9 protein-coding genes and 2 pseudogenes are annotated in these 11,984 nt (G+C 50.8%); 1 reads left to right on the top strand and 10 read right to left on the bottom strand.

Going from position 1 to position 11,984, the window contains the following annotated elements; genetic code table 11:
- Nucleotides 1-12: 12 nt before the first annotated feature.
- From CGA21_RS00770 to CGA21_RS00755, 4 genes and pseudogenes are all read right to left on the bottom strand, one after another.
- Nucleotides 13-777, bottom strand: coding sequence for a hypothetical protein (locus CGA21_RS00770; protein ID WP_188263336.1), 765 nt, complete (start codon nt 775-777; stop codon nt 13-15).
- Between the two features lie 474 nt (nt 778-1,251).
- A pseudogene (locus CGA21_RS00765) lies at nt 1,252-1,470 on the bottom strand (GIY-YIG nuclease family protein); the annotation flags it as partial.
- Nucleotides 1,450-1,675: pseudogene (locus CGA21_RS00760) on the bottom strand (DEAD/DEAH box helicase); the annotation flags it as partial. The pseudogenes CGA21_RS00760 and CGA21_RS00765, both read right to left, overlap by 21 nt.
- Nucleotides 1,676-1,794: 119 nt before the next feature.
- Nucleotides 1,795-2,004 (bottom strand): hypothetical protein, encoded by a 210-nt coding sequence (locus tag CGA21_RS00755; protein WP_188263335.1) that lies wholly within the window; start codon nt 2,002-2,004, stop codon nt 1,795-1,797.
- A gap of 300 nt (nt 2,005-2,304) precedes the next feature.
- Here CGA21_RS00755 and CGA21_RS00750 point away from each other — a divergent pair, with 300 nt between their 5' ends.
- On the top strand, nt 2,305-2,970 hold the full coding sequence (locus CGA21_RS00750; RefSeq protein WP_188263334.1) for a hypothetical protein: 666 nt from the start codon (nt 2,305-2,307) through the stop codon (nt 2,968-2,970).
- On the opposite strand, the gene CGA21_RS00745 is transcribed toward CGA21_RS00750, so the two are convergent.
- The 6 genes from CGA21_RS00745 to CGA21_RS00720 all read right to left on the bottom strand — a co-directional run bounded on the left by CGA21_RS00745 (nt 2,960) and on the right by CGA21_RS00720 (nt 11,827).
- Entirely contained in the window at nt 2,960-4,456 is a 1,497-nt protein-coding gene (locus CGA21_RS00745; RefSeq protein WP_188263333.1) for a TnsD family Tn7-like transposition protein, read from the bottom strand. The genes CGA21_RS00750 and CGA21_RS00745 overlap by 11 nt on opposite strands.
- 26 nt (nt 4,457-4,482) lie before the next feature.
- Entirely contained in the window at nt 4,483-5,943 is a 1,461-nt protein-coding gene (locus tag CGA21_RS00740) for an ATP-binding protein (RefSeq protein ID WP_188263332.1), read from the bottom strand.
- Nucleotides 5,943-8,114: a Mu transposase C-terminal domain-containing protein gene (locus tag CGA21_RS00735; RefSeq protein ID WP_188263331.1), complete on the bottom strand. Its 2,172-nt coding sequence runs from the start codon at nt 8,112-8,114 to the stop codon at nt 5,943-5,945. The genes CGA21_RS00740 and CGA21_RS00735 overlap by 1 nt, the downstream gene beginning before the upstream one ends.
- The gene (locus CGA21_RS00730) at nt 8,115-9,026 is read right to left on the bottom strand and encodes a TnsA endonuclease N-terminal domain-containing protein (RefSeq protein WP_188263330.1); all 912 of its coding nucleotides are present in this window, start codon (nt 9,024-9,026) and stop codon (nt 8,115-8,117) included.
- A 187-nt stretch (nt 9,027-9,213) separates the two neighbouring features.
- Nucleotides 9,214-11,046: a glutamine--fructose-6-phosphate transaminase (isomerizing) gene (gene glmS / locus CGA21_RS00725; protein WP_110748350.1), complete on the bottom strand. Its 1,833-nt coding sequence runs from the start codon at nt 11,044-11,046 to the stop codon at nt 9,214-9,216.
- Nucleotide 11,047: 1 nt separating this feature from the next.
- Complete coding sequence (locus CGA21_RS00720; protein WP_177411575.1) at nt 11,048-11,827, bottom strand: DeoR family transcriptional regulator; 780 nt, start codon at nt 11,825-11,827, stop codon at nt 11,048-11,050.
- Between the last annotated feature and the right edge of the window lie 157 nt (nt 11,828-11,984).

The raw sequence follows: 11,984 nt of genomic DNA, 5'->3' as shown, positions 1-11,984 counted from the left end.
AGGTCTGAATGGTTATTGAATGACGGTTTTACGGTTACCGATGCTGACTTGCGCTACCGCCACCAACAGCACGATGACGGTCAGGAAGATGGCGCTGGTCCAGGCGGCGCCCATGCCCATGCCACCATAGGTCTTGGCTTGGGTCAGCAAGTCGCCGAGGGAGGCGCCGAACGGGCGAGTCAGGATGTAGGCGACCCAGAACACCAACACCACATTGGCACCCAAGCGCCAGGCCAGCAGCGTCGCCGCAATCAGTGCGCCGAAAATCACCACGCCGACGGTGAATCCCAGACCCAGCGCTTCAGTGGCCAGATCCCCGGCAGCGGTGCCAAGGGCAAAGGTGCAGAGTACGGTGGACCAGTAAAAAAGCTCGCGCCGTGGCGTGTCGATTTCACGGATCGACAGGTTGTGCTCCACTCGGTACCAGAGCAGAAAATTAATCGCCAACAGGACTGAGAAAACCGCGGTGCTGACGTACAGACTGATGTCGAGCATGTCCGTCATGATGTCGGTGATCTGCGTGCCAACGATGCTCACCAGTACCACGGTCAACCAGTAGATCCAGGGTGAATAGGCTGTTTTGCGCATTTGAAAAAACAGTGCGCACGCCAGTAATAGCGCCATGCCAATGCTGGTCCAGCCCGCGCCGAAACCAGCGTCTACTGCCAGGAAGTCAGCTCCGGTTTCACCCACTGTCGTCGACAGAATCTTGATCACCCAGAAAGACAGCATCACTTCGGGCACTTTGTTGAGCCATCCGGCTTTTACGTGATTCATGTGCGAGTAGCCTCTCCTGATCTGCGCTGAACTTGCGTAGAGGAGAAGATACGGAGAGATACTTAGCTGAGACTGAGGGCGGTGGTGTGATTGCCAGAATTACCTTTTCGGAAAGTTTCTAATGGCGCTATATCTTTATCGAAGGCTTTCAGCTGTTCCAGATGTTGAACGGCAGTTTTTGGTCCAGAGTGTATTAAAAACGCTTCGCCAAAATTGAAGTGTGCGCGTCTACGTTAAATCTGAAACTTATCGGCACGTCAGCAGATGTGGATTTCTCGTACAAGCGCAATTTCCAGTCTGGTTTTGATGACCTGTCGCGCAGAAAAACGTTTTCACACAGCCTCGGCCATTCTCACCCGGTCATCACTGCGGCGTGTGCTGGTCAAGTCGAATGCAAACGGTTGGTCAGCACGGATGCAAACGAGTGGTCAGTGGCAATGCAAATGGGTGGTCAAGTCCATGCAATTATGCAGACAGCTTGCGAAGCTGATCCAGGCGCACGGCGTACAAGCACTCGAAGATGTCGCGGTCTTCGCCATGCAGTGGGGCGCGGCCGTTGGTCTGATAGAAACGCTGAATGTCCTCAAAGCCCGCAATGATGCGTTCTTCGCGAGGGGTTCGAGTGGCTGTCTTGAGAGTGGGGACTTCTACCCCCAGCGCATCCAGCAGGTCGTCATCGTTCATGTCAGCCATTGTCGGATTCCACTGTGGGGCCACCTGCCAGTCCCTGCTCGCTCAGCGGCTCATCGGCAAAGCTGCCGCCAATGGAGCGCTCGGGCACGACGACAGCTTGCTGCAGGCCCTGGTTATTCAGCTTGTCCAAGGCGATAAACATTAGAGCGCGGGACTTGCCCGATGCTGGGGGCGATTTGATCAGCAGGTACTGTTCGCCGCGCTTGGTATCCCACTAGCCCTTGGGTCAAAATCGCATCAGCGCCAACAGGCTACGGATAGAAGGGAGTATCCTTTTGGCCATATAATCACTATCAGGAGCCTGAGTTCAGGCTTCTGACGCGCCTATGACAGCAGGGAGAGCAGGTCATGGAATAGATCGAAAACGGCAGGGAAGTGTTTTGTAAAAGCATAGAAGCGCCACCAATGGTAGACCTTGATGTGGACTGCACGGCTGACGGTATAGCGTCTGTGGGTGGTTTCGCGGTCCATTTCGAGCAGTTGCTGTTTCTCCAAGGCGAAATCCACGAAGAGCCAGAAATCCTGCAGAGCCACAGCGCCTCCCTCGTAATCAATCGAACTGAGTTGGCACTTCGAGTGGCTGCAGCAATTTAAAATCACGACTTTACATCTGATTTTCGCTAACCCAGTGGACAATTCAACCGGTAGATAAAAATATTGAATAGTCCCGGATACACCATATTTACTGATCCATTCGAAGAAGAATTTCTCGTATCGACTGTCATGAGAAATAACGAGTTGTGTCGCAGGGCTAAAAGTGAGTTCCGAAATAGGGAGGTTTCCAGCTTCGAGTTAGCCACGCTCGAATTCAATCCATCAGGAGCTTTTGGTGGCTTGTTCGACAAAGAAACCCTCTATAAGCATACACTGCACCCGATCGGCTTCCTGTTTAACAGGGCTAGATATACAAACATGACTTTCATACCTCGTGGAAATTTGAGAATTTGCACTCAGTGTGTGATTAACGATATAGAAAATCTTGGTACAGCCTATATTCACAGGACGCATGTTGCTCCGGGAGCTCTTGGAACACTGGTGTGCCACCTGCACGCGGTGCTGTTGTCAGATATTTGCCCCACCTGCCAAGTAGAATTAAAACACCACAAGCTGAACCAGTTGTCAGCCTGTATAAATCGGAAAACCAACATCAAAACTGAGAGCTTACTGGGCTCTACAACACACCAATATTCACAGTTTGTCTATGAAATTCTAAAAAAAACAAACCTATTTAAATATAGACATTCCTCTATCCCAACCATTGACAATGCTTTAGAAAAGCTGGGTTACTCTTCACCATCGCTTGATAGCTATTTTCAGTTTTGCATAGATACTGACAACAAAACTGGAACACCCACGGAGGTTTATCAGACGGCACGGAAAAGTAACCATAACCTAGCTCGCACGCCGATGCAGCTGTTCACGAGAACAGCTTATCTCCTCTACGAGAACCTAGACAATTTCATTAATGAGATTGAAAAATTTCGTGCTGTCAGGACATAAATCTAGAAATTTCCTGTTCAGTCAGATAACACACCCTTATATTAGATTTGCGAAGCAAATTCGATTTGGTACGGCTGACATTTTCGGTATTCAAAACATTCGCAGCCCAAGTCAGTTTTCTGACTTGGTAATCATGGCGAGTCTCCAGGCTTGAATGGATGACCTTCATTGATTGCGGAAGCTTATGCAGATGTCGAAACGTGTCAGGTGGCACAGATAAAACCCGACATATGGCCGCTAGTGAAATCTGAACAGGCGGTCCAGCCATTGCATTGATTTCAGCTACCGCCGAGCACACACTCTCGGCTAGCTCAAAATCTCTTTTCGACCAGTCGATCAGCTCACGAACAACAGGCGTTTTTCTGTGATTCGAGATATAAGCCTGGAGCCACGCTTTATCATGACGATATAGCCAAGTGTAATCTCCCGTATTTTTTGCCGGGACATCAGCATAGGCAATTCCGAATGATCTTCGCCTCGCATTTGTCTCAAGAACGCTTGACGCCAATGATGCTACCAATGTCGGTGGCTTCGGTGAGAAATTGTATTTTACTTGATCTGAGCAATCCTGAATCAGGCATTTCAAATCAATGCCAAGGCAATTTAAAAACGTATAAAACAGAATTGGGTGATGACTGGATTTTCTTCTTCTTAGCAAATCTAACGGCCACACTACCCGCCCATGATGCAGTTCAAAAAGCCTTTTAAATTCATAGTCACCAGGATAATCACTGGAGGAGTTTATGAAGTGTTCTTCAAGTCTACTGGCACACACCCGCCCCTTCGAAATCAACCCTGCTCTGTTGATAATAAAGTGCAGGTAATCATCCTTGAGTAATCTGGCTATAGACTGGCGATTGCATCGCCCCCAATCGATGATGTCCGCGAGCTCGGCAAGCCGGCAGAAATGGATCTCCGATTGGAACCGCATCGCGTGGCCTTCTTCCCGTCCAATGATGTCCGATGGCAGGAAAAGCTGATTAAAATCGCTTGTCTCCGGCGCTGCGAGCACGCGGTGCAGGTAGCAGTGGTGTTTAGGGCAGACATGAACTCCTACTGCTTGATGGCACACATGCCAATAGGCGACGCCACACACCGCAAAGTCCACTGCAATACAGCGAGGGCAATAACGCCGGGTGCGATATCTTTCGAAGCCTGCTGCAGTGATGCCCAGCTCAAGCTTGAGCCCAAGGGGGTGACTGGACTGCATCAATTCCCTAGCACGCTTGGCCTTCTCAGCCGAAAGGAAAGGCTCGAAATAGGGAAGCAACGTATGGTTGTCTACCAGGCCTGTACAGCCTGATATAGCCTCAAGATGGGTTAAATAGCAAGGCAGCTCTGAAGCGTAGCTCTTGGTAACGGCGCCAAAGAGCTCCACCAGCGTTCGACGTACGCCAACACCGCCTGACAATTGGTGGTAGCGAGTGACCAGGCTCGTTATGGTCTCATCGGGGAAAGGGGTCGGGAACATCAACACTGAAGCCATATTAGCCTCTCTCCGCCGCAGAAACATCACCAAAGCTCTATGTCATCCCCAAAACTAGTAAAGCCTTTCTCCTTGGCAGCTGCTTCCCAGTCGTCCGATTCGGCAACCCGTTGCGCATCGCTGACAAACGAAGGATCAGCAACTCCAGCCAAGCGTCTACTCGCCGGAGCAGTGACTGTATCAGGAGACGGCGTTGGCGGCTGATTAGGCAAGCCTTGAAGCCGGAGAGGTGCGAAACCTCCTCTGCGTGCTTGTCGCACGCGTGCAACAGTAATCATGTAAGCGACCTGCTCACGGGCAGGCATCATGTCCTCAAAATCAGCGATCTGTAAGGGATCGTTGCTACGCAGCGCCTCAATCGGCCTGTGCAGGATAATCATTTGCTGGTCATAAACTTTCTGATAAAGCGAAGAAGTTATTTTTTGATCATTAGCTAACGCGTACCATTGGGTAAGCATCATTAACTTAGCCAAAAAATCGGTATTGCCCTGAGTTAGATAGTAAAGTTTGTCGTCCAGCTCAGGCGTCCGTTCTATAGCGTCCTCCGTCCAGTTATAGGCCAGAAAGGTCTGGACAAGCGCACTCCATTCATCATCATCAATCTGAAAGCGATCGAAATAATAGTCGCTCATACCAAGCGCACGTCGAGCATTCCTGACAACCCCCGCAAAAAGTTTGAACGTGGAGTTAGTTCCGGAATAAATCAGGGGTATGCCCGCATCATTGGATAAGGTCAGAAAGAAATTAAGAATACGTTGCTTGGAATCTGCATCGGCGAGCAGATTCAGATTTTGCAATTCATCAATTATGAGAACACCGACATTGAAACTCCGGCAAAGCTGACTAACATGCTGCAGTAGCATGCTGACACTTGCTCTTGGTTTGATGTATTTATCGGTGTAATCAGTTCCCAGCGCTTCGTCTACGGCTGCAAAAAATGAGGCGCACAAACCCCGTGGAGAACCATCATGGGGACAGTCGATTTTCAGCCAAACGATCTGAGTTCTCTTGAAGTTTTTACCGGCATATCGTTTATGGACAATGACTTGTGGATAAGTTTTTACAAGGCTATTGAGCATAGTGGTTTTGCCCATTCCACTCAGCCCGAAGATGGCGAGTGTCGAGGCAGATGACTTGAAACCAGAGTGCTTCAGCTGCGCTTCATCCGCAGCGTGGAGCATCGCTACAGCATCCCTATGAAAAGGATCACGGGCGGTGTAGCCCCCTCGAATCAACTGACTGAACGACGCTTCAAATTGAAGGTGCAGATCCAGAGGCACGACGATATCGCTCATGCGGTTTACGCAGTGCGCCCTGAGCTTAGGTTTCAATGCCATTTCAGCTGAGCTGGGAAAGTCGGGAAAATCGCAAAGAAGCTCCACGACAGTCTCGTCGTCATGGATTGGCGGCAGAGCCTCTATCAATGGGTTCCCGTCGTACTGCGCCAAGCCGGTTGAGGTGTAAGCGGCCTCGATCGCGCGCGCCATCATTCAGTCCTCTGGAGCTTCGAAGAGACCAAGCTGAGAACAACCTTTTTACGCCCGCTTGGTTCCGGTTTCGAGGCCTCTTGGATTTGCGTTGCAGGTTGGGGCGGTACATCTGGAGCCGATAGCTCAGAAAGCTCAGCGCTATCCGCCGCACGTAGCAACTCCACTTCTGATCTGCGGTTAGCTAATTTGTTGGACTTCGCTGCTGCTTTTGAAGGAGGTCGAGGAGTAGCCTTCTTCATTGCTTTGGCCTGATCGTCGATTTCCTCGTTAGCATCCCTAGTGCGAGCAGCTCGATTCAGGCGCTCGTATTCTTTGTCTGGAGAGACTTGCCTCAGGATAGCTACTCTATCTTCAACTTCCTCAAGGCGGAATCCACTATATTTTTCTTTGAGATAATCAACGATTTCTAAGCGAATAAAGCTATCCGCATCACGAATCCATACATTATCGGCACTGTTGGGGTCGTACCAAACCTTGACCCTCTGAATGCCAAAATTATGTGCTTTCGCGAACCACTCCTCATGTTCAGCAAGATCGCATGTGTAGAAAACACCTTTGAAATAAATCCCAGATCGTCTGACCGTCGCTAGCGCTGATGGCAGTAGCGCAATTTTAATTTCCGCATCAGAACGACTTCTAATATTCAGAAGGCTATTGCGCATCCCCCAATTCCACAACTCAATAGGGTACAGCTCAATTTCATCCCGAACCATGTCATTGGTTGCTAGGTGGGGCAAATGCAACGTCGCATTATGATACAGGATTTGGTTTATGATGATAGCGGTAAACTGATCCAGATCATATCTAGCATCGAGTTGATAGTCTCTATCCCCTCGCTCGTTCCTACGTGCGTCAACACCACCAGGCAAAAACTTAAGACTAAGTCCTTGATTGATGAGCTTGAAACGGCTTTCAACAATAGACTTCCAGTCAGGGCGATAAGGAGGCGCAATTTTTAGGATAACGTCAAGGGTATTGGAAAATTCCTCACCTGCGTTGCTCAGCAATTCAGCGCGATCAGCAGAGACTTCTTTAGGGATGTGATGGCACGGCCATTCTTTTTCATCTATCTCAATGCCGTAGCGCTTGCAATATTCAACCTTGCTGGTAAACGCATTGTACAATGCGTGGCGAGCACCCTCCCAGCTAGGCCCATCAAGGCCAATGTGCACGCCGACAATCATTCTAGAATACGCATCAACGACAATATATAGGACGGGCCTTCCAATAATCCAATTTCTATTGACCCGATGGACTAGATATATGTCAGCGATGGTAGCATCTATTTCATAACGATGAGCTGGGCCTACTAGCCCATCTACAGCTGACCCCTTGATAGCTCGATGGTCTTTGAGCCACCTAATTTCCCCGGCTTGGGATTTGAGGATGGCTAATCGATCAAAGTACAGCTTAGAGTAATGTCGAAATTGAGAAATCTTCGGATGCTTGCCCCGCTTCACATCGCCGATGGTTCCGTCAGACAAAACCTCTCGGTAGTAGTTTTTTACCATCCATTCGAAGGCTTTTTGTACGGAACCTTCTTTTTTGTTCACATACCGCAGGAAGGACACTTCAATACAGGTTAGATCAAAGTCAGTTATTATTATTGCTCTATCCGTCTTAACGACTCCGCGGTATAAGGGCGGTCTTCCAGGTTGCACCCCGTCTTTATAGACCTTCCTTTTGCCAGGGGCACCCCACTCACTTGACTGCCACAAAAAGGCATTTTTTGATTGCCCATATGCCCAATAACGGTAGAGCAACTTGTAGATCATTGCGCGAGAAGTATTCAGTATTGCCGCATGATCAGCTACACGCCGTCCAAACTCCCCATCAATGAACAGATCGCCGGCATTCTTCTCTTCTACGAGTGCTCTGATCAAGCGCCATGATTTCTCTCTAGACGCCTTCTCTTTTTCGGAAAGCTGGTCTTCGGATTTGAGCATGTAAGCGGCCGGAACATCCTGATCCATGCGGATAATTCCTTGTTCTATCTCGAAAGAGACATCCTCAAGGCCAACAATCCAAGGCTTCTTCAACGGGTATTCCAGCGAAATAACCAACAGCTGACCAGCGTGGTTATCTATATCGATAATCCTTAATACAGTTTTTGCGATACTCGACTCAAGCACGGGAACCAATACATAATTAATCAGAAACCTGACCATTTAAGCTACTCCTAGCACTTGCGAGCTTGATGATGGAATGCGAAGCCCCATAATCGGCTTAGATAAATTGAGCTCGTGCAAATCGAGATCAATAACTATCTTTTTGTTCCAAACCAGATAAAAAAACAAATCTTTTACGGTTTTATATTCGATATAAACGTGCTGACTTACTAGCCTCAGCAAACTGCGAAGGGATATATCTTCCATACCTTCAGGATCTGCTAAATCTACAAAAAAACGGATGATCTTCTGAATATTATTATCTGAAGCTACAGACAATGGAAGATTAGCATACCCCCTAAGGATGATAAGGTTCTTTATCTTAATATGGGGGAGATCTTCGTAAAAACAAAGTTTCGACTTCACACCACGACGTGCCCAGTATTCCTTTTCTATGTCCTGCTTCTCAAATATGCGTTTTCTCTTGGCGGCGGTTGCATTAGTTATTTCTTCTTTATACTTCAGAGAAATTGCAACCATGGTTGACTCTCCTCCCGGACGGGTGAAGGTCAGCATAAAATCGGCAGTAAACACAAATGGAACATCAGTTCCTATATACAGAGCTGGTCTAATGTTTTTTTGCAACGCGATGGAGTAAGTCTCGTCATAATCAATCAGCGGAAACTGCTCACGAATATCCGTAATGTCCTTATTAAACTCCACCAGTACCAAGAACATATACTCGCAATTGGACAAACAGTGATGGCCACGGGCGACTCTAACACCAGGGACGATTCTGGACGTGCCTTTGGAGGGAACTGAGCGGATTTTTAGCCAAGGACGGTATGACTCTCGTTCGCCGCTGCCTACACCCTTTTTGATCAGCGTTTCGAGGTACTCCCTGGTGACCAGCTTCCCCCGTCGTGGGTTGAACGCGGCTGGTGGTGTGGGGATCGGCTGATTGGGAATCATTGTGGGGGAGCCTCAGGGCGCAAAATCACTTCAGACCCACGCATTGACCGTTGAACAGCCTGCGTGCGCCCCAATTTTACGCCCAAGAAGGGTCGTCACCTACTTAATTTAGCTTGTCGCCGACTTATTTATTTCTGTTACCGCCTTTTTTAGCAAAAAATATAAGGTTCGATCAGCTGTGGATAACTTATTCCACAGTCACCGATTTCGCCAGGTTGCGTGGTTGGTCGACGTCAGTGCCTTTGAGCACAGCCACGTAGTACGACAGCAACTGCAGCGGGATGGTGTAGAGGATTGGTGACAGGATGTCGTGGATGTGGGGCATGTGCACTACGTGCGTGCCTTCACCATTGGTCATGCCAGCCTTCTCATCTGCGAAAACGATCAGTTGGCCACCCCGGGCGCGGACTTCCTGGAGGTTGGACTTCAGTTTCTCCAGCAGCTCGTTGTTTGGCGCTACGGTCACCACTGGCATGTCGTTATCCACAAGCGCCAGCGGGCCGTGCTTCAGCTCGCCAGCCGGGTAGGCTTCGGCGTGGATGTAGGAAATTTCCTTGAGCTTGAGGGCCCCTTCCATCGCGACCGGGAACTGTGCGCCACGACCCAGGAACAGGGTGTGGTTCTTCTCGGCGAACAGTTCAGCAATTTTCTCCACGGTGCTGTCCATCGCCAGCGCTTCACCCAGGCGGGTTGGCAAGCGACGCAGTTCTTCGACCAGTGTCGCTTCAACGCCTTTGGCCAACGATCCGTGAACCTGGCCCAGGGACAGGGTCAGTAACAGCAGACCCACCAATTGCGTAGTGAAGGCTTTGGTAGACGCCACGCCGATTTCGCGGCCGGCCTGGGTCAGCAGGGTCAGGTCCGATTCACGCACCAGGGAGCTGATGCCGACGTTGCAGATTGCCAGGCTGGCGAGGAAACCCAGTTCCTTGGCATTGCGCAGCGCAGCCAGGGTATCGGCGGTTTCGCCGGACTGGGAGATGGTCACGAACAGGGTGTCGGGTTGCACCACGACTTTACGGTAGCGGAACTCGCTGGCAACTTCGACTTGGCAGGGGATGCCGGCCAGTTCTTCGAGCCAGTAACGCGCAACCATGCCGGCGTGATAGCTGGTGCCGCAGGCAACGATCTGCACATTGCGCACTTTGGCGAACAGTTCAGCGGCCTGTGGACCGAAAGCCTGTACCAGCACGCCGTTCGGGCTCAAACGACCTTCCAGGGTGCGCTGTACCACGGACGGTTGCTCGTGGATTTCCTTGAGCATGAAATGGCGGAACTCGCCTTTTTCAGCCGCTTCGGCGCCATCGCGATACTGCACGGTCTCACGCTCGACAGCCTTGCCGCTGACATCCCAGATCTGCACGCTGTCGCGGCGAATTTCGGCGATATCACCCTCTTCCAGGTACATGAAACGGTCAGTCACCTGACGCAGTGCCAATTGGTCGGACGCCAGGAAGTTCTCACCCAGGCCCAGGCCGATCACCAGCGGGCTGCCACTGCGGGCTGCCACCAGGCGATCAGGTTGCTTCGCGCTGATGACTGCCAGACCATAAGCACCGTGCAGTTCCTTTACTGTTGCCTTGAGGGCCTCAGCCAGGTCAGGAAGGTCCTTGAGTTTATGGTTCAGCAGGTGGGCGATGACTTCAGTGTCCGTGTCTGAAGTGAAAACGTAACCCAAAGACTTGAGTTGTTCACGCAGGGCTTCGTGGTTTTCGATGATGCCGTTATGCACCACAGCCAAATCGCCAGAGAAGTGCGGATGCGCATTGCGTTCGCAAGGTGCACCGTGAGTGGCCCAGCGAGTGTGGGCAATACCCAGGCGCCCAACCAGCGGTTCTTCGACCAAGGCCAGTTCAAGTTCGCTGACCTTGCCCGGGCGACGCGCGCGCTCGAGCTTTTGATCATTGGTGTACACCGCTACACCCGCGCTGTCATACCCACGGTATTCCAGGCGCTTGAGGCCCTCGACCAGGATGGCGGTGATGTTACGTTCTGCAACTGCGCCGACAATTCCACACATGTTATTTCTCCTGACTGACAGCCGCGCAAATCAAAGTGATACCGCGGGCTTGAATCTGATCCCGCGCATCGAGCGACAGGCGATCATCGGTAATGAGGGTATGGACGCTGCTCCAGGGCAGTTCCAGGTTGGGAATCTTGCGACCGATCTTGTCGGCCTCCACCATCACGACTACTTCACGGGCGACTTCGGCCATCACTCGGCTGAGTCCCAGCAATTCGTTGAAGGTGGTTGTACCGCGGGCCAGATCAATACCATCGGCGCCGATGAACAATTGATCGAAGTCGTAGGAGCGTAGTACCTGCTCGGCGACCTGCCCCTGAAAGGACTCGGAATGCGGGTCCCAAGTGCCGCCGGTCATCAACAGCACCGGCTCATGCTCGAGTTCGCTCAAGGCGTTGGCGACGTGCAGGGAATTGGTCATCACCACCAGGCCCGGTTGCTGACCCAGTTCCGGAATCATCGATGCGGTAGTGCTGCCGCTGTCGATGATGATGCGTGCATGTTCGCGAATCCGCGCAACAGCTGCGCGGGCAATGGCCTGCTTGTACCTGGAGACCGGTTGACTCAGGTCGGCCACTAATTCCTGAGGCAAGGTGATGGCGCCGCCATAACGACGCAGCAACAGACCATTGCTTTCAAGTGCGGCCAGATCCTTGCGAATCGTAACTTCAGAGGTTTCGAAGCGCTTTGCCAATTCATCCACACTGACTTCGCCCTGCTCGTTGAGCAAGGCCAGGATGTTGTGGCGCCGCTGAGGTGTGTTGCGCTTCGACATGATTTGATAAGTTTCGATTCGAAAGATAACGGAAGCAATCAAAACCTATCGAGGAAACTTCGTCAAGCGCGGATCGATCAAAAGACTCTGTGGATAAAATAATTAACAGCAAGCCCCCTGAAGTGAGCGAGGCTTGCCGGTTAATATTATTAACAGTCTT

Source organism: Pseudomonas sp. PSB11 (assembly GCF_014596605.1).
Lineage (GTDB): Bacteria > Pseudomonadota > Gammaproteobacteria > Pseudomonadales > Pseudomonadaceae > Aquipseudomonas > Aquipseudomonas umsongensis.
The sequence above is the reverse complement of the archived record's forward strand: the minus strand, read 5'-3'. Positions and strand labels throughout refer to the sequence as shown.

Bases quoted from the DNA above. Each gene is read 5' to 3' on its own strand.
- CGA21_RS00770 (WP_188263336.1), bottom strand. From the start codon at position 777: ATGAATCACGTAAAAGCCGGATGGCTCAACAAAGTGCCCGAAGTGATG.
- CGA21_RS00745 (WP_188263333.1), bottom strand. From the start codon at position 4,456: ATGGCTTCAGTGTTGATGTTCCCGACCCCTTTCCCCGATGAGACCATA.
- CGA21_RS00740 (WP_188263332.1), bottom strand. From the start codon at position 5,943: ATGGCGCGCGCGATCGAGGCCGCTTACACCTCAACCGGCTTGGCGCAG.
- CGA21_RS00735 (WP_188263331.1), bottom strand. From the start codon at position 8,114: ATGGTCAGGTTTCTGATTAATTATGTATTGGTTCCCGTGCTTGAGTCG.
- CGA21_RS00730 (WP_188263330.1), bottom strand. From the start codon at position 9,026: ATGATTCCCAATCAGCCGATCCCCACACCACCAGCCGCGTTCAACCCA.
- glmS (WP_110748350.1), bottom strand. From the start codon at position 11,046: ATGTGTGGAATTGTCGGCGCAGTTGCAGAACGTAACATCACCGCCATC.